Origin of the sequence: Streptomyces albofaciens JCM 4342, from assembly GCF_008634025.1 — a bacterium.
In the GTDB taxonomy this organism is placed as follows: domain Bacteria; phylum Actinomycetota; class Actinomycetes; order Streptomycetales; family Streptomycetaceae; genus Streptomyces; species Streptomyces albofaciens.
Genome location: NZ_PDCM01000001.1, coordinates 4,550,209 through 4,567,195, shown reverse-complemented (window position 1 = coordinate 4,567,195; position 16,987 = coordinate 4,550,209). Strand labels below are relative to the sequence as shown.

14 protein-coding genes are annotated in these 16,987 nt (G+C 71.3%); 4 read left to right on the top strand and 10 right to left on the bottom strand.

What is annotated here, in order from left to right; translation table 11 throughout:
* Nucleotides 1–199: 199 nt before the first annotated feature.
* The gene (locus CP973_RS20160) at nucleotides 200–4,072 is read left to right on the top strand and encodes a WD40 repeat domain-containing protein (RefSeq protein WP_150242669.1); all 3,873 of its coding nucleotides are present in this window, start codon (nucleotides 200–202) and stop codon (nucleotides 4,070–4,072) included.
* A 413-nt stretch (nucleotides 4,073–4,485) separates the two neighbouring features.
* Here CP973_RS20160 and CP973_RS20155 read toward each other — a convergent pair whose 3' ends face one another.
* Complete coding sequence (locus tag CP973_RS20155; protein ID WP_150242667.1) at nucleotides 4,486–4,887, bottom strand: hypothetical protein; 402 nt, start codon at nucleotides 4,885–4,887, stop codon at nucleotides 4,486–4,488.
* Between the two features lie 374 nt (nucleotides 4,888–5,261).
* Between CP973_RS20155 and CP973_RS20150 the strand changes: the two genes are divergently transcribed.
* Nucleotides 5,262–5,678: a hypothetical protein gene (locus tag CP973_RS20150; RefSeq protein WP_150242665.1), complete on the top strand. Its 417-nt coding sequence runs from the start codon at nucleotides 5,262–5,264 to the stop codon at nucleotides 5,676–5,678.
* A gap of 288 nt (nucleotides 5,679–5,966) precedes the next feature.
* Here CP973_RS20150 and gyrB read toward each other — a convergent pair whose 3' ends face one another.
* The 3 genes from gyrB to CP973_RS20135 form a co-directional block, all read right to left on the bottom strand.
* Nucleotides 5,967–8,012 (bottom strand): DNA topoisomerase (ATP-hydrolyzing) subunit B, encoded by a 2,046-nt coding sequence (gene gyrB / locus CP973_RS20145; RefSeq protein ID WP_150242663.1) that lies wholly within the window; start codon nucleotides 8,010–8,012, stop codon nucleotides 5,967–5,969.
* A 432-nt stretch (nucleotides 8,013–8,444) separates the two neighbouring features.
* Entirely contained in the window at nucleotides 8,445–8,714 is a 270-nt protein-coding gene (locus tag CP973_RS20140; RefSeq protein ID WP_150242661.1) for a TMEM175 family protein, read from the bottom strand.
* Between the two features lie 460 nt (nucleotides 8,715–9,174).
* Nucleotides 9,175–9,642 carry an ATP-binding protein gene (locus tag CP973_RS20135; protein WP_167538388.1) on the bottom strand — a complete coding sequence of 156 codons (468 nt, stop codon included), beginning with the start codon at nucleotides 9,640–9,642 and terminating at the stop codon, nucleotides 9,175–9,177.
* A gap of 618 nt (nucleotides 9,643–10,260) precedes the next feature.
* Here CP973_RS20135 and CP973_RS20130 point away from each other — a divergent pair.
* On the top strand, nucleotides 10,261–10,821 hold the full coding sequence (locus CP973_RS20130; RefSeq protein ID WP_167538387.1) for an STAS domain-containing protein: 561 nt from the start codon (nucleotides 10,261–10,263) through the stop codon (nucleotides 10,819–10,821).
* A 173-nt stretch (nucleotides 10,822–10,994) separates the two neighbouring features.
* On the top strand, nucleotides 10,995–11,411 hold the full coding sequence (locus CP973_RS20125; protein ID WP_244409618.1) for an STAS domain-containing protein: 417 nt from the start codon (nucleotides 10,995–10,997) through the stop codon (nucleotides 11,409–11,411).
* Between the two features lie 49 nt (nucleotides 11,412–11,460).
* Here CP973_RS20125 and CP973_RS20120 read toward each other — a convergent pair whose 3' ends face one another.
* The 6 genes from CP973_RS20120 to CP973_RS20095 form a co-directional block, all read right to left on the bottom strand.
* Nucleotides 11,461–11,826: an STAS domain-containing protein gene (locus tag CP973_RS20120; RefSeq protein ID WP_150242656.1), complete on the bottom strand. Its 366-nt coding sequence runs from the start codon at nucleotides 11,824–11,826 to the stop codon at nucleotides 11,461–11,463.
* A 478-nt stretch (nucleotides 11,827–12,304) separates the two neighbouring features.
* Nucleotides 12,305–12,694: an SH3 domain-containing protein gene (locus CP973_RS20115; RefSeq protein ID WP_244409617.1), complete on the bottom strand. Its 390-nt coding sequence runs from the start codon at nucleotides 12,692–12,694 to the stop codon at nucleotides 12,305–12,307.
* Between the two features lie 136 nt (nucleotides 12,695–12,830).
* Nucleotides 12,831–13,142, bottom strand: coding sequence for a hypothetical protein (locus CP973_RS20110; RefSeq protein WP_150242654.1), 312 nt, complete (start codon nucleotides 13,140–13,142; stop codon nucleotides 12,831–12,833).
* Between the two features lie 105 nt (nucleotides 13,143–13,247).
* Entirely contained in the window at nucleotides 13,248–14,969 is a 1,722-nt protein-coding gene (locus tag CP973_RS20105; RefSeq protein WP_150242653.1) for an acyl-CoA dehydrogenase family protein, read from the bottom strand.
* A gap of 130 nt (nucleotides 14,970–15,099) precedes the next feature.
* Nucleotides 15,100–15,657, bottom strand: coding sequence for a PadR family transcriptional regulator (locus CP973_RS20100; RefSeq protein ID WP_150242651.1), 558 nt, complete (start codon nucleotides 15,655–15,657; stop codon nucleotides 15,100–15,102).
* A 110-nt stretch (nucleotides 15,658–15,767) separates the two neighbouring features.
* Complete coding sequence (locus CP973_RS20095; protein ID WP_150242648.1) at nucleotides 15,768–16,982, bottom strand: cytochrome P450; 1,215 nt, start codon at nucleotides 16,980–16,982, stop codon at nucleotides 15,768–15,770.
* Between the last annotated feature and the right edge of the window lie 5 nt (nucleotides 16,983–16,987).

The following is a 16,987-nucleotide window of genomic DNA, read 5'->3' as shown; positions in this document are numbered from 1 at the left end:
GGGCCCGTGCCATGGTGCGGCGCGCGCCGCGGAAGTGAGCGAGGCGCCGTCGGGACAGTGCGCACCCTCGATGTGGAGGTGAAGACGGCCCGCGGCTGGACCGACGCCACCGGCCCGGCAGGAACCTGTCGTTCAGCATCCAGTGGCTGGTGGCGAACAGACGGATGCTGAACAATGCGGGGTTCGGGGAGGTGAGCCGATGCCTCGCGCGGAGCGGCCTCTTGATCCGGGGGACAGTCCGCTGCTGCGGTTCGCCGCGGACCTCCGGCGGCTGCGGGCCCAGGCGGGCGGTCCTACGTACCGGGTGCTGGCGGAGCGTGCGCACTACTCGGCCGCGGCCCTCTCCGGGGCCGCTTCGGGGCGTCAACTGCCCAGCATGGCGGTGGCGTTGGCGTATGCGCGCGCCTGTGGGGGCGATGTCCGGCAGTGGGAGCGACGCTGGCGGGAGGTGGCGGCCGAGCTCGCCGCCGAGGCGACAGCACGGGAGACAGCCGGCGCGGAAGAGGGTGAGTGCGCGCCGTACGCGGGGCTGGCGGCCTTCCGGGCACAGGACGCCGACTGGTTCTTCGGCCGTGAGCGGCTGGTCGAAGAGCTGGCAGCACGCTTGCGAGGACAGCGGTTCGTGGCCCTGTTCGGCGCCTCGGGAGCGGGGAAGTCCTCACTGCTGCGAGCGGGCCTCTTGCCTTGTCTGCGCACTCGGAGCCCGCGGTGCGTTCCCTTGCTCTTCACGCCCGGTGGCCACCCGTTGGAGGAATGCGCGATCCACCTGGCGCCGCATGCGCGCCGCGCCCCCGGCCGGCTGCGCAGCGACCTCCTGGCCGACCACGCGGAGCTGAACCGGGTCCTGCGTCAGATCGCGGTCCAGATCTCGGACGAGGCAGAGGTCGTCGTGGTGGTGGACCAGTTCGAGGAGGTCTTCACCGTATGCGGCAGTGAGCGCGAGCGCGCCGCCTTCATCACCGCGCTGGTCACCGCGGCACACGCTCCGAACAGCCGCTGCCGCGTGGTGCTGGGCATACGTGCCGACTTCTACCCGCACTGCACCCAGCATGCGCAGCTGGTGGAGGCGTTGTGCGACGCGCAGGTCACACTGGGGCCGATGACCAGCTGCGAGCTGCACCGGGCCATCGTCCAGCCGGCCGTCCGCGCCGGGTGCCGGGTCGAGGGGGCGCTCCTGGCGGCGCTGACCGCGCAGGTTCACGGGCAGGTGGGCATGCTGCCGCTGCTCTCCCACGCTCTGCTGGAGACCTGGCGTCGCAGGCAGGGCACCACGCTGTCGCTGGCCGGCTACCAGGCGGCCGGTGGGCTCGACGGCGCACTGACCCAGAGCGCGGAAGCCCTTTACGCAGCCCTCACCGAACACCAACAGCGCCTGGCCCGGGAACTGTTCCTGCGGCTGACCGCTCTGGGTGAGGGCACCGAGGACACCAAACGTCGCATTCCGCGCAGCGAACTCGACGAGACCGCCGACACCGCGGCCATCTTGGACCGGGCGGCCCGTGCCCGGCTGCTCACCTTGGACCGTGGCCATGTGGAGATCACCCACGAGGCGCTGATCCGTAGCTGGCCCCGGCTGCGCCGGTGGCTGGCCGAGGACCGCGACCGGCTGCGCCTGCACCGCCAGCTCACCGAGGCCGCCCAGGAGTGGGAGGCGCTCGGCCGGGACCCCGGCGCCCTGTACCGGGGCACCCGTCTTGCCCTGGCCAAGGGCCTCCTCCACCACGACGGGACAACCCTGACCGTACGCGAGCGGGCGTTCTTGGACGCCGGCCTGTCCACCGAGTCCGCGGAGAGCGCCGCGGTCCGCCGCCGCGCCCGCCGGCTGCGCCAACTCGTCGCACTGCTCGCCGTGTTCGTCGTGCTGTCCGCCGCGGCCGCGCTCTACACGGTGGGTGCCGAACGCCGGGCGACCGACGAACGCAACAGTGCGCTGGCGCGCAAGGCGGTGGCGCAGGCCGTCGCTCTGCAGGTGAAGGATCCGGCCTTGGCGGCGCAGCTACGGCTGGCCGCCCACCGGCTGGCACCGCAGGACGAGACGCGCGACAGTGTGCTCGGCACGTCCTCCCAGCCGTACACGACGCGGTTGACCGGGCACCACCGCGGCACCACCCACGCGGCCTTCAGCCCCGACGGCACCGTGGTCGCGACCACCAGCATGGACAGGACCACCAAGCTCTGGGACGTCAGGAACCGGTACCGTCCCCGGGAACTGTCGACCCTGAGGGGGCACACCGCCACCGTCCAGGCTGCCGCCTTCCGCGCGGACGGCCGTGTACTGGCCACCGTCGGCTGGGACCGGACGGTGCGCCTGTGGGATGTCACCGACCCGCGACAGCCCCGTCGCCTGTCCGTGGTCACGGGCCACTCGGCGGACATCAGCGCGCTGGCCTTCCACCCCACGGGCTCGTTGCTGGCCACAGCGGGCCAGGACGGTACGGCGCGGCTGTGGGACGTGGCCGATCCCCGCAGACCCCGCACGCTGGCCGTCCTGAGGAAGCATCGCGACAACGTCAGCTCCGTGGCCTTCAGCCCCAGCGGCAAGACGCTGGCCACCGCCGACCACGACGCCACGACCCACCTGTGGGACGTCACCCTCCCCGCTCGCCCCCGCCACCTCACCACCCTGGCCTCGGCGGGCTATGCGACAGCCTTCAGCCCCGACGGCAAGACGCTGGCCACCGCCGGGACCGGCCGGACCATCCAGCTGTGGGACATCACCACCGTCTCCGAGCCCCGTGCGCGCACCGCGTCGCTCGCCGGCCACACCGACGTCATCAACGCTCTCGCCTTCAGCCCCGACGGCGAAATGCTGGCCAGTGCCGGCACCGACGACACCGTACGGATCTGGCTCACTGCCGGGCCGGGTGGCCCGCCGACGCCGCTGACCGTCCTGACCGGTCACACCGACATGGTCTCCTGGGCCGCGTTCAGCCCGGACGGCACCACGTTGGCCACCGCCAGCGACGACTACAGCGTCCGCCTGGAGGACCTGCGCGCCCTGACCGCACGCCACACCGACATCATCTACAGCGTGGCCTTCAGCCCCGACGGACGGGTGCTGGCCACCGGGAGCGCCGACCACACGGTCCGGCTCTGGGACGTCACCGATCCCGCCGCGCCCACCCGCCTTGCCGTCCTCACCGGCCAGGGCGAAGCCGTCCATACGGTGGCCTTCAGCCCCGACGGCAGGTTGCTCGCCGCGGGCGGCGCGGCGCACACGATCCAGCTGTGGGACGTCACCCACCCCCGCCGCCCCGAGCACATCACCACTCTCCCCGGGCCCACCGGCACTCCTGGCGGCCCCGGCTCCGGTGTCATGTCGGTCGCCTTCCACCCCGGCGGCCGCCTCCTGGCCAGTGGCGGCACGGACCGGACCATCCGTCTGTGGGACCTCACGCATCCGGCACGGCCCCGCCGCCTGGCCGCCATCGCCGGCCACACCGGTTCCCTCACGTCGGTGAGCTTCCACCCCGGCGGCACCGTCCTGGCCGCCGGCGGTGTCAATTCCATCGTGCGGCTCTGGGACGTCACCGACCCCCGGAATCCCGGGCAATTGCGCGGCATGAACGGTCACACGGACGTCACCGGCCTGACCTTCGCCTCCCGCGGCGACCTCCTGGTGAGCTACAGCGCGGACCGTACCCTCAGACTGCGCGCCGTGACACCGGCGGGATCGGCCCGCGAGCTGTCGGTGCTGCGCGCGCATTCCGCCACTCTCCAGGACGCGGCCTTCAGCCCCGACGGCACCAGCCTCGCCAGCGTGGGCAACGACCAGGTCGTCCGCCTGTGGGACACCGCCGCCCCACGGCACCCCGTGGAGACAGCGCGGCTCACCGGGCACACCGCCAAGATCTACTCAGTGGCCTTCCACCCCCGCGGGGCTCTCCTCGCCACCACGGACGCGGACGGCTCCTTGAAGCTGTGGGACACCGACCTGGACCGCGTCACCGCCCGCATCTGCCGCACCGTTCATCCCGTCATCACCCGCGCCCAGTGGAACCGGTACTTCCCCGGGGTCGCCTACACACCTCCCTGCGCGGAACTGTCCGTCAACCACCGGGACCGGGGCTGAGGCACGTCATCCCCTGCTGCAACCCGGCCGGCCCGTTGTTCGGTGAGTGTTTGTTCAATGCGCCGCCGCGCCCCTGAACAACGAGCCTCCGGTATACCCGGCGAACATGAAGCGTCCATCGGAGGCTGCGCAGGCACGAACTGATCGAGACGCGGAGCCGACGGCACGCCCTTCCCTTCGGCCGGGAGGCTGTACGGCCCGGCTACCGGGAGGAGGCCGGGCCGGCGGGAGCCACGACCGTCATGTTCCGGCACAGCGGTGACGGACGTTTGTCCCGCCGTATTGCGCGGACGGCAGCGGTCCCTGCGGCGCTTGCCGGGGCCCGCTGCCTAGATCTGCCCTTTGGGACCGCACGGCAATGTCAGCACGGTGTCTTCCGGCGGAATCCGCTACGTTTCTGCCGACATCGGTGCTCACTTGCAGTAGGTGACCCCGGTGACACTCGCCGGCTCCGGAGGGAAGGAACCCGCGGGGAAATACCACCCCTCGGTGCGGCCGGGCGCGATGTACTGGCACACCCGGACATAGGTGTAGGTGTTTCCCTTGCCGTTCGAGAAGACCGGCGTCTCGCTCAGGCCGTGGTTGTCCGCCCAGCAGTTGTTCCAATAGATCCAAGCCGGTGCGCCCGTACCTCCCGGCTGGTCGACCGATAGACCGCAAGGCCGTTTCTCCGCTTTCACCTCGGCCGCGGTGAGCACTCGGGGCTGTTGTGGCGCGGTCTTCTCCGCATCACCACCGGTCTGGCCGGCTGCGGGCACCGCGACGGCGACGACCAGGGCGGCTGCTGCCGCGATACCGGCCTTGACGAATCTCATGAAGCCCTCCCCAGCGTTGCCGGAAAAGCGGCGGCGTTTCCCGCTGCACGCCTCCCCGATCGATTGCCGGCCGCCTCGCCGCGGCGAGGCGGCCTGTTCGCGTCCGGTATAGCCGCGACTCGTTGTTCAGTGTCAGGAGACCGCGCTGGACAAACACACGCCGAACAATCGACGGGCACAGGAAGAACCGCGCCCTTTACCCCGGTCGCGCATCCGCAGACATCCCCAGCGTTTCCGGTGCACGCCGTCTCGGCTCCCGTCCCGCTTCCCCGGAGGAGCGCGTCGCCCGAGGGCCTCACGAGGGGGTGGCGGTAACGGGGGCCGTGTGTACCGTGGTTCCCTCAGGCCCGTGCCGAACGGGGAGGCGAAGCGGTATGGACCCGATCGTGATGACCGCCGGGACGGCCGTGGTGAGCGCGATGGCCACGGACGCCTGGCAGCAGACGCGCGATGCCGTCGTGGCGTGGTGGCGCCGGGTCCACCCGCAGCAGGCCGAAGCCGTCGACAGCGAACTGGAGGAGGTCCGGGCCCGCATTCTGACCGTACGGCAGGCCCAGGACGCGGCCGGTGAGGCGGCGCTGGTGTCCGACTGGCGGCACCGGCTGAGCCTGCTTCTGCGCGAGAGGCCGGAGCTGGAAGGCGAGCTGAGGCGGCTGCTGGACCAGGTGATCATCCCGGTGCTGCCGCCCCGGGAACAGTCCTGGGCGGGGTCACAGGTGCTCAGAGCGTCGGCGTCGGGTGAGGGACGGGTGTACCAGGCCGGACGTGACCAGCACATCACCGAACGGTGAATCCGCCCGGCGAACCACCCGGGGACGGCGAGGAACCGCGCCAGTGGCCCCATGCCTCGGCCCAGACCCGGGTCTACCAAGCCCTGCGGGACCTGAACCTCGCCGGGCGTGACCTGCACGTGCACTACACGCACGGCGTCCGTGAGGCACGCCGTGCGGAGCCCGGACCGGGGCCGGGACAGTGCCCGTATCCGGAGCTGGCGGCCTGTGAGGAAGCGCAGGCCCGCTGGTTCTTCGGGCGGGACGAGCTGATCGCCGACCTGCTGGTGCGGCCGGCCAGCGGTCCGATCAGATGTCGAGGAAGCGCACGTCCTTGGCGTTGCGCTGGATGAAGGAGCGCCGGGCCTCGACGTCCTCGCCCATCAGGACGGAGAAGAGGGCGTCGGCGACGGCCGCGTCGTCGAGGGTGACCCGGCCCAGGACCCGGTGCTCCTGGTCCATGGTCGTGGTGCGCAGTTCCTCGGCGTTCATCTCGCCCAGGCCCTTGAAGCGTTGGACGGAGTCGTCCCTGACTCGGTGGCCTTCCTGCCGTCCCCGTTCCAGGAGTACGTCGCGTTCGCGGTCGGAGTAGGCGTACTCGACGTGGTCCCGGCCCCACTTGATCTTGTAGAGCGGCGGGCGGGAGAGGTAGACGTGCCCCTGCTCGATCAGCGGCCGCATGAAGCGGAACAGGAAGGTCAGCAGCAGGGTGTTGATGTGCTGGCCGTCGACGTCGGCGTCCGCCATCAGGATGATCTTGTGGTAGCGGAGCTTCTCGATGCCGAAGTCCTCGTGCACGCCCGTGCCGAACGCGGAGATCATCGACTGGACCTCCTGGTTGTGCAGGATCTTGTCGATACGGGCCTTCTCGACGTTGAGGATCTTGCCGCGGATGGGCAGGATCGCCTGGTACCGCGGGTCGCGGCCGGACTTGGCCGAGCCGCCGGCGGAATCGCCCTCGACGATGAAGATCTCGCTCTTCGCCGGATCGCTCGACCGGCAGTCGGACAGCTTGCCCGGCAGGGCCGTCGACTCCAGCAGGCCCTTGCGGCGGGTCAGGTCCCGGGCCTTGCGCGCCGCCAGCCGGGCGGTGGCCGCCTGTGTCGCCTTGCGGACGATGTCGGCCGCCTCATGGGGGTTGCTGTCGAACCAGTCCGTCAGGTGCTCGTGCACGACCTTCTGTACGAACGTCCTGGCTTCGCTGTTGCCCAGCTTGGTCTTGGTCTGGCCCTCGAACTGCGGCTCCCCCAGCTTGACCGAGATGATCGCCGTCAGCCCCTCGCGGATGTCCTCACCCGTGAGGTTGCCGTCCTTCTCCCGCAGCATCCTCTTCTCCCGGGCATACCGGTTGACGACCGTGGTCAGCGCCGTACGGAAGCCCTCCTCATGGGTGCCGCCCTCGTGGGTGTGGATGGTGTTGGCGTAGGAGTGGACACTGTCGGCGAACTGGCTGTTCCACTGCAGCGCCACTTCCACCGACAGCGGCCGCTCGGCATCCTCGGCGGTGATGGAGATGACGGAGGGGTGGACCGGCTCGCCCTTGCGGGCATTGAGGTAGGCGACGAAGTCGGTGACGCCGCCGTCATAGCGGTAGTTGGCCGTCTTCGCGGCCTGCTCCCCGGCGGTGTCCGGACCCGCTTCGCCGGCCGCGGCCGCCGCGCGGGCCGACGCACGCTCGTCGGTGAGGGTCAGGGTCAGCCCCCGGTTGAGGAAGGCCATCTCCCGGAACCGTCCGGCCAGCGTCTCGAAGGAGTACTCGGTGGTCTCGAAGATGCCGCCGTCCGCCCAGAACGTCAGGGAGGTGCCCGTCTTCGAGGTGGCCTCGTGGCGGGCCAGCGGCGCCGTCGGCGCTCCGTCCTCGTACTCCTGGGTCCACCGGTGGCCGTCGGTCCAGATCTCCGCCGACAGCCTGGTCGAGAGCGCGTTGACCACCGACAGGCCCACACCGTGCAGACCGCCGGAGACCGCGTATCCGCCGTCCCCGAACTTGCCGCCCGCGTGCAGCACCGTCAGCACGACTTCCACGGCCGGCTTCTTCTCCACCGGATGCATGCCCACCGGGATGCCGCGCCCGTTGTCGACCACCCGCACGCCGCCGTCGGCCAGGATCGTCACGTCGATACGGTCGGCCACCCCGGCCAGCGCCTCGTCGACGGAGTTGTCCACGATCTCCTGCACCAGATGGTGCAGGCCCCGCTCGCCCGTGGAGCCGATGTACATGCCGGGCCGCTTGCGTACGGCATCGAGCCCGTCGAGGACGGTGATCGCGGTGGCGTCGTACGCGGCGGACCCGGGATGGCCGTTCTGCTGGGCGCCGGAGACACCGGAAGCAGCGTGAGTGTCGGAAGTGGTCACAAAGCTCTCTTTTCGGGCACGGCAAACCGCACCGCTCCCGCGCGCCTCGGCGCGAGAACGGTCGGATCGCTGGACGGAAAACGCGTCGCGGGCACGCCGAAGTAGACCCTCGGGGGCCGCAGGACCCGGCACCGGAAGGGCAACGGGACGCTTTTCAGGCTACCGAAACCCTGACGCGTTCCCGGGGCGAGAAGGCGCACAGGCGCCCGCCTCGCCGCCGTCGAGCCCGCAAGACAATCCCCCCTGTCTGTCTGGCGGCAAAATCCCTGAGAGTGGCACTCAGGGGCTTTCTCGACGCTTTGACGCGCCGGGCTACAGAGGCTTTTTCGAGCGTGGCGCTGCACGGTCGAAAGCCGGCCTTCCGGAGCGCGCGGGGCCCCGGTCCTCAGCGGTCAACTACATACTGGAAGGCGTTCGCAGAGCCATGAACGCCTAACTGCGCCGCCTCGGGACCTGCACCGTGGACGTGCGCATGCGGGAGATCAACGCTCCGCCGTACGGAGCTGCCAGCGCGAACGCCAGATACGCGTCCCGCTGGTCCACCAGGAAACCGCCCAGCGCACGGGCCGACGCGAGTTCCTTCTCGTCGGGGCGCTTCAATTCGACGGCCAGCAGCGTCATCGCGATCGCGAAGATCGCGTCCGTGAAGAAGACCAGCCTCTCGGGCGAGAACCCTGGCTCCGGCCGCGCCTTCCCGCTCATCCGAACTTCCTGACGTCGGTGTCCCAGCGCCGCGGAACGGCATGACTCGCTCGTGCGACGTGACGCCTCGGCGCCTGGAACCGCACGGCCGACGACCGGTTCCTCCTCCCACCCTTTCCGGCGGCCCTGTTGATGACATCCCCGCCTCAGGGAAAGCTAACGCGCTTCGGTTCACCCTGTGGCAAAAACCCAAGAAGCGGCATAAGCGCCAAGCCGCGTCACCGCGCCAGGCAGGTGCGGGCGGTCCGAGCGGTCAACAGGGAGCACGGTCGTGGGAAGCTCCCTGCCGGCCCGGCAGGCAAGTGGAGAGCGGGGTTGCGGACGAAGAGGTCCGTCAGGGTCGCGCTGACGCGCATTTCGACGCCGAGGACACCCTTCCGCGCCGCACCGCCTCCGCCACGCGAAACCGCATCGGGCGGCAGTGGAGTCTCGAAACTTCTTCCGGCGCCCAGGGCCTGCGTCATACCCCCGGCCACGTCACGGCAGCCGGGGACACGAGGCCGGATCCCCGCGGCCGGGCCGCGCTCAGTGTCGCGCGGATCGTCTTGCCGCCCGTGGGGGTGTCCAGGACGTCGAGGGTGCGGGCGAGGGCGCAGACGATGAGGAGGCCGCGTCCGCTCTCGTCGCCGGGGCCGGGCGGGCGGAAGCGGGGGCGGTCCGGGCTGTCGTCGCTCACCTCGACGGTCAGGGCACCGGCCGCGACGTACAGCCGCAGCCGGCAGCTGCTGCGGGTGTGGCGGGTGACGTTGGCGACCAGTTCGGTGACGATCAGGTAGGCGTCGGCCGGGTCGCCGGACGCGGCTCCGCCGACGGGGTTCCGGGTCAGAAAGGCGGCGGTCAGCCATCGGGCCCAGAAGACCGTTTCCCGGGCGTGGGGTAAGAGGTATTCGACACGCGTGGTCCGGACGCGGGCGCGACGGGTACGCAACGTTCGGCTCACTCCCCCCAAGGGCCGGTCGGCCCCCTTGGGTCGCGCCTCGGTGGCCGGTTCGTGACGGTTGGTCTGTACCACTCATGCCCGGTTCGAATGACAGCCACGCACGGAAGTCGGGTCGTGTCCCCGGAAGTCCACACCGCCGCTCGGGTACGTCCGGCCGCGCCAACGGCCACGAGCACCGGCGGCGCCGGCACGGGTTCCCGTACGGGAGCGGGAACGGGAACGGGAACAGGAGCCAGTGCCGGGACCAAAGGCTCCCGACCCGGCACCGGCCCCGGATCAGGCGGTCCCGCCCCCGCCCCGGCTCCGGATCAGCCGCTCCCCGTCCGCGCACCCGCACTGGCTCGGGCCGCCCGAACGGCCGCCCGACGGCCGCGTCGCACAGTGGCCGGGCGGCCGCTCAGGTGTCCGGGTTACGCGTGCCTCCGGTGGGACGGCTTCGTGGCGGGTGCTTGTCCGTGCGGAATCGAGGGCATCACACCGGATGAGGCCGACGGACGGGGCCGACGCGACGCCCTGGAAGGCGTCGGCCCGCCCACTGCGCTCGGCCGCGGCTGCCCGGCCGTCCCCGCCAAGGGCGGGGCACGTCCACCGACGGAGGAGACGCCTGTGACCGGTCTCTGCTCACGCTACTTCCGTGGCCGCGGCACGTCCGCGCGCCGGCTCACGCTTTCCGGCCGCCGATGGTGGCGGCAGGACCGCGGGCAGCTCGGGTGGATCACCGGACCGTACCGCCGGGGCGACGGGCCGTGCTGGCGCGCGCGGCGGGACGGGGAGACGCTGCTGCTGTGGGTGCGCGGCGATCTCGACCTGGAGCTGGCCCAGCGCCTCGCCCCCGCCCTCCCCCAGGTGTCGTCGCCCGCCGTGCGCACGGTGGTGCTGGATCTGAGCGAGGTCACCTTCTTCGACTGCAGCGGTCTGCAGTGGCTGTGCGAGGTACGGTCCCGCGTGGCCGCGCACGGCGGGGAAACCTATCTGCGCCAGCCGCCCCGGTGCGTGTACCGCGTGTTGCAGCTGGTGCCGCTCGCGCGACCGTTCGCGTTGCTGCCCGCACCCGGGCCCGGCGCCGCACGCCTGGCGGCCGGGGGCCGTTCCTCCCGTAACGGCGCCCGCCGCCTCGGCACCCGCCGGAACGCCGTGTTCGGGGCCACACGGCCGCACGGCGGCTGAGGGACCTTCTGGCGGTGCGCGCCGGGACGACCGGCCCCCGCGCCCCCCAATTTCCGGGGTGGCGCAAGGGCCGGTCCCCGGGACGGCCGTGCCTGGTACCCCCGCCCGCCTACGGATAGCGTGTTCTGCCCGGCTCATGGGGTGTTGGAGCGGACGCCGCTCGGAGGTGCGATATGCCGCACGCTGACGGGTTGCTGGTCAACATGGTCGCCGACTGCGACGCGTGCGCGGTGATACGCGTCAGCGGGGCCCTCGACCACCTCGGGGAGCAGTATTTCCGTACGACGATGGGCGGCCATGTCGACGCCGGTTACTGGTACGTGGTTCTGGACTGTTCGGCGCTGGTCTACTGCAATTCCCGCGGCCTGAACTGCCTGCTGGGACTGCACTGGCTGCTCAGCCGCCGGGGCGGCCGCCTGCTGCTGGCGTGCGTGGGCCGCCGTGTGCTGTGGACGCTGGACAGCACCGGAAGCAGAGAGGTGCTGGCCGTCTTCCCCAGCGTCACCCGGGCCCTGGCCAGCCTGCCGGTCGCGGACCGCCCCGCCTGGCCGCCGACGTATCCGGTGAACGCGGGGCCGCCCGGATCCTGAACGGGCAGGCGTCCGGAGCGGTCGTCAGTCCACGCTCACCGGTCCCTCGTCACCGGGGCGCCGGGGGACAGGGCAGCGAGGGGCGGCCGTTCCGGGCGTCGTCGACGTCGGCGTACCGGGGGAACTGCTGCTCCAGCCCGGTCAGTTGCAGCAGCAGATCGATGGAACGGTGGTCGTAGACCAGGCGCAGCCAGCCGCCGACCGCCTCGCACCGCGCCTGCGCGGTGCGCAGTTCCTCCAGCCCGCTGCTGTCGATGAAGGTCACGCGCCGCAGGTCGGCGATGACGCGGGCCGAGGGTGCAGCATCGTTCCCTCTCAGCTCGTCGCGGAGTGCGGCCGATGTCGCCAGGTCGAGTTCGCCCACCGGACGGACGATCCGGCAGCCCTCCTTCTGCTCCGGGCACCGGGTGTCCATGGCGGTCAACTCCTCGGCTGCTCCAGTGGGTGGCGCGGTCCGGACGGCGGGCCTGCGGCGGGGACTGCTGGCAGCTTACGGACCCCGCACGCGAAGACGAAGCAGAAGGTTCACGAATCAATGAAACCTTCGCGAAAGAACGCTCCAGATCGCCAAGTGACCGTTTTTGAACCTATGTCATGGCGTTTCGACCGTGCCACCCCAACCGGTCGGATGATATTCCGCGCAATGGTTCGACAGTTGATACTACGGACGGATCAAGAGGTCATCGGGCTCGGCCCGGCGCCCCGCCCCGCCCGCCCGGTCCGCCCCGCCCACTCGGGCCGGGCCCCGACGATCGGCTGCCAGGTACGGCGCCCGAACGGCAGCGCCGCGGCCACCGGCCGCGGCGCCCCCGGAACCACCGCCCTCCCGGGCCACACCGCCGCTGTTCCCGTGCGGTGCGCGGCCTTCAGGAGAAGCGTCGGTCAGCTGTCCCTCAGCACTTGTTGTCCGGGTGGACGGACCCGCCGTCGTCCAGGTTGCCGTTGTAGACCCAGCCGTTGATCTGCGTACCGTCGATACGGACGTGCGTCCACTTGTTGCCCGCGGAGTTCTTCACCCAGCAGTGGTACTGGAGCACGACGGACGTGCCGACCGTGGCGGTGACCCCGCAGTCCTCGCTGGGGCCGGTGCGGACCTTGGCGTCGGCGCCCTTGGCCGTGCCCTTGCCGGGCGACTTGTTCGACCAGCTGGGGTGGGTACACGCCTCCGCACCGGTGGGCGCGGCGCTGGCCGCGGGCGCCGTCGCGGTGAGCGTGGCTCCCGACAGGAGGAGCGGTGCGGCGACGGCCGCGGCGAGTCTGGCGCGCTTCGTCAATGGGCTCACTGGAATTCCCCCTTGCTCTGCGGGCGCCCCCCACGGCCGCCCTGGTGGTGCTGAGCATGCCGGATACCCACGTGAAACGCGGGGTTCGGGAAAACTTTGACCAAAACTCGCCCGTGAGGCCCGCACCGGGCCCGCCTCAATCCGTGGCGAACGCCGTCAGCAGCGTGTCGGCGCGCAGACACATCTCGTACGTCCCCGCCCCCACGATGACCACCGACAGCTCGTCGCCGCCGACGGTGTTCGCCAGCCGCACTTCCAGGGTGTCGCAGCGGCCGACGAGCGGGTACGAGTACCAGCCGTCGGCGTCCGCGGCGTCGGTGGCCTTCACGCCGGCCTCGACGGCGGCCCAGTCCGTCGCGTCGAAGTCGTACCCGGCATAGCGCGACAGCAGCTCCAGGAACGGGCGCGCGCGGTGGGTCAGGATCCACCCTCGGATCGCCTCGGTCACGATCGTCCACCTCCCTGGTCACGGATGCCCGTCGGCCCCGTCCACGATGACGGCCCCGCCCACGTCGAGTATCCGACGTACGGGCGGGGCCGCTCCCCCGCGGTGCTACGGCGCCATCTCGTACGTCCCGGACAGCGCCTCCACGCGCTCCCAGACGCGGGCCGAGCGGGCCTCGTCGACGACCGGGCGGCGGACCGCGGCCAGGGCCCAGCGCTGCTGGGCGTCGGTGGCGGAGTCCTTGCCGTGCAGTTCGACGGCGTACGCGGAGAAGTCCCGGACGAGGACGGCGAACAGCTCGTCCAGGACGTCCTCGTCCAGGCCGGTCAGGCGGGCCTGTTCCAGGATCAGCTGGCCGTGCACGACCAGCGCGAAGAGCTGGCCGACGGCGAGCAGCAGGTCGAGGTCGCGGCTCTGCTGCTCGTCGGGCGCGGCGGTGGTGACGAACTCGCACAGCGCGTCCGCCTGTTCGCGGAAGCGCGCGACGTTGGGCAGCGCGGCGTACGCGTCGAAGGCGGGGCGCCAGTCGTGGAACCGCACGGATCCCAGGCCGCGGGCCGGGCCCTGGCGGAAGAGGAACGCGTCGTCGGCCGCGTCCAGGCGGGTGGGCACGGGCTCGTACGCGGCCGGGTTCAGCAGGTGGTTGCCCAGGAACTTCAGGATCAGCGCGAGGTTGACGTGGACCGTGCCCTCCAGCTTCGGCAGCCCCCGGATCTCGGTGGCGGCCTGGGCGAAGTAGGTGTCCTTCTCGAATCCCTTGGCGGCGATGACGTCCCACATGAGGTCGATGACCTTCTCACCCTCGGTGGTCACCTTCATCTTCGTCATCGGGTTGAAGAGCAGGTAGCGGCGGTCGTCGGGCCCGGCGGAGCGGAAGTAGTCCACGGCGCGGTCGCTGAACAGCTTCATCCCGGCCAGGCGCACGTAGGCGTCGGTCAGCTCGCGGCGCACGTGCGGGAAAGCGGTGACGGGACGGCCGTACAGGATGCGGTTGTGGGCGTGGGTGACGGCCTCGTACATCGCGTGCTCGCAGATGCCTATGGAGGCGGTGCAGAGGTTGAACTTGCCGACGTTGACGGTGTTCAGCGCGGCGTCGAAGGCGGCGCGGCCGGTGTGCAGGACGTCGTCCGGGCCGACGGGGTAGTCGTCGAGGCGGAACTCGCTGACGTACTTGGAGGAGTCGACGACGTTCTTCACCAGGCGGTACGCCGGGTGGCGGCTGTCGGCGGCGAAGAAGACGTAGCCGTCCGGGCCCTCGATGTCGGTGCGGCGGCCGAAGACGGAGACGAGTCCGGCGGCGTTGCCGTTGCCGATGTAGTACTTGGCACCGCTCGCGCGGAAGCCGCCGTCGCCGTCGGGCTCCAGCAGCATGTCGGTGCTGTAGATGTCGGCGCCGTGCGCCTTCTCGGAGAGCCCGAACGCGAACACCTCACCCTGGTCGAGGAGTTCGGCCGCCCGGGCGCGGGCGGCGGTGTTGTCGCTCTGCCAGACCGGGCCGAGGCCGAGGATGGTGACCTGCCAGGCGTACCAGTAGTCGAGGCCGTAGAAGCCGAAGATCTCGTTGAGGGCGGCGATGCGGGCGGTGTCCCAGCGCTTCTCCGGGTGGCCGTCGGCGGCGGAGGCCGGGGTGAGGAAGGTGGCGAACAGCTTCTCCTTCGCCGCGAACGCGAGGAAGTCGGCCAGCCAGGCCCGCGAGCGGTAGTCCTCGATCAGCTTGCGCTTGCCGCGGTCCTCGAACCAGTCGACGGTGGCGCGCAGCAGCCTGCGGGTCTCGGGGTCGAAGTGCGCCGGGTCGTAGGTGCGGGGGTTGAAGAGCAGCGGGTCGGCCATGGGACGCGCCTTTCGGGGTCGGGTGAGGGTCGGGGAGGAAGCTGGGGTGTACGGGGGCGGGGGCGGGTGCGCTACGGACCGCCGGGCGCGCGCCGGGACGTGCGGCCGGCCGGCGCGGACGGTCCGGCCCTCACCCCTCGCTCCGCAGGCGGTGGAGCGTGGCGAGCACGTCCTCCAGCCAGGCGATCGTCATCCGCTCGTACGCGATGCCGCCGCGCAGGACGACGTGCTGGAGCTGCTGCCCGGCATCGGGCGCCGCGGGTGCTTCGGGGCCGGTGAAGTCGCGCCGCTCCCCCGCGAGGTAGTGCGCGAGCCGGTCGGTGTGCGCCCGGTGGTGCCGTTCGACCTCGCGGATCAGCGCGGCCGGGTCGTCGAAGGCCGCGCCGCGGATCTTCACGGCGAGGTCGTGCCGTACGCTCTCGGGCTCGATCGGCTCGTGCAGCCACCGGGACAGGGCGTCGCGGCCGAGGGCGGCGACGGAGTACTCCTTCTTGTCCGGCCGCGCCTGCTGCGGGACCTCGCGGACATCCACCCAGCCGTCGTTCTCCATGCGCTTGAGGACGCGGTAGATCTGCTGGTGGGTGGCGGTCCAGAAGTAGCCGATGGACCGCTCGAACCGCCGGGCCAGCTCATAGCCGGAGCCGGGCTTCTCCAGCAGGGAGACGAGGATCGCGTGTTCGAGCGCCATACCCCGATCCTGCTATGCAACGAGTTGCATAGGCAAGCGGCCCCGGGCAGGTGAGACGCGGGTCACCCGGCCGGCGGCCGGGACGCCGAGCGGCGGGCGCGGAGCACGCGTCACCACTCCACCGGCAGCTCCACCACCCCGTCCGCCACCGCGTTGGTCCGGTACGCGATCTCCTCCACGGGGACGGCCGGCCGCAGCCCGGGAAAGCGGTTCCACAGGGCGCGGTAGGCGATGCGCAGTTCCATCCTGGACATCGCGGCGCCGATGCAGTGGTGGATGCCGTGGCCGAAGGCGACGTGGGGTGCGGGGTCGCGGGTGGCGTCGAAGCGGTCGGGATCCGGGAGGAAGGCCGGGTCGCGGTTGGCCATCTGGAGCGAGCACAGGACCTGCTCGCCCTTTTTGATCACCTGGCCCGCCACGGTGACGTCCTCCAGGGCGATCCGCCGCTGCGGCGCGTGGGCCACCGACAGGTAGCGCAGCAGTTCCTCCACGACACGGTCCGCGGACGCGGGGCCGGCGCGCAGCGCGGCGAGCTGGTCCGGGTGCTGGAGCAGGACGAGGATGCCCAGACTGATCATGCCGGACACGTTGTCGAGCCCGGCGAGCATCATCACGCCGCAGACGCCGCGCAGCTCCTCGTCGGTGATGTGGTCGCCGTGCTCGCGTACGAGCGTTCCGATGAAGCTGTCGTCGGGGTCCTTGCGCCGGCGGCGCACCATGGCGCCCAGGTAGCGCAGGTACGACTCGCCGGCGTCGGCCCGCTGCCTGCGCGGCCGGTCCTGTTCGAGCTGCCACTGGACGCGGCGGACGAAGTCCGTACGGTCGTCGCGCGGCACCCCGAGCAGTTCGCACAGCGCCTCGCCCGAGACCGGGCGGGCGAACCGTTCCACGAGGTCGGCGGGCTGCCCGGCCTTGGCCACACCGTCCAGGCACCGCGCCACGACCGCTTCGATACGGGGTTCCAGCTGCCGCATCCGCCGGACCGTGAACGCCGGGGTCAGCATCCGGCGCAGACGGGTGTGCTCGGGCGGGTCGTAGTCCATCAGGTGCCCGACGACCTCCGGCGGCCGGAAGCGGCTCGGGGTCCCGTACACCGGGCCGGAGGCGAAGCCGTTGCCGAACCGTACGTGGTCGCCGAGGACCTGGCGCACCTCGTGGTAGCCGGTGACCAGCCAGACCGACGCGCGGCCGGCGTCCGAGTCGCGTATCGGGCCTATCTCGACCTTGCTGATCGGCGCTTTCCCGTGCAGCTCGCGGGTGTAGGCGTCGGGGCCGAAGGCGGCCCTGGGCGCCCGTTCGAACCGGTGCGAGGTGTCCTGCGGCATGTTGT

What these genes read in the sequence shown, in the direction of transcription:
- CP973_RS20160 (WP_150242669.1), top strand. Translation starts at nt 200, where the DNA reads ATGCCTCGCGCGGAGCGGCCTCTTGATCCGGGGGACAGTCCGCTGCTG.
- CP973_RS20155 (WP_150242667.1), bottom strand. Translation starts at nt 4,887, where the DNA reads ATGAGATTCGTCAAGGCCGGTATCGCGGCAGCAGCCGCCCTGGTCGTC.
- CP973_RS20150 (WP_150242665.1), top strand. Translation starts at nt 5,262, where the DNA reads ATGGACCCGATCGTGATGACCGCCGGGACGGCCGTGGTGAGCGCGATG.
- CP973_RS20140 (WP_150242661.1), bottom strand. Translation starts at nt 8,714, where the DNA reads ATGAGCGGGAAGGCGCGGCCGGAGCCAGGGTTCTCGCCCGAGAGGCTG.
- CP973_RS20125 (WP_244409618.1), top strand. Translation starts at nt 10,995, where the DNA reads ATGCCGCACGCTGACGGGTTGCTGGTCAACATGGTCGCCGACTGCGAC.
- CP973_RS20120 (WP_150242656.1), bottom strand. Translation starts at nt 11,826, where the DNA reads ATGGACACCCGGTGCCCGGAGCAGAAGGAGGGCTGCCGGATCGTCCGT.
- CP973_RS20105 (WP_150242653.1), bottom strand. Translation starts at nt 14,969, where the DNA reads ATGGCCGACCCGCTGCTCTTCAACCCCCGCACCTACGACCCGGCGCAC.
- CP973_RS20100 (WP_150242651.1), bottom strand. Translation starts at nt 15,657, where the DNA reads ATGGCGCTCGAACACGCGATCCTCGTCTCCCTGCTGGAGAAGCCCGGC.
- CP973_RS20095 (WP_150242648.1), bottom strand. Translation starts at nt 16,982, where the DNA reads ATGCCGCAGGACACCTCGCACCGGTTCGAACGGGCGCCCAGGGCCGCC.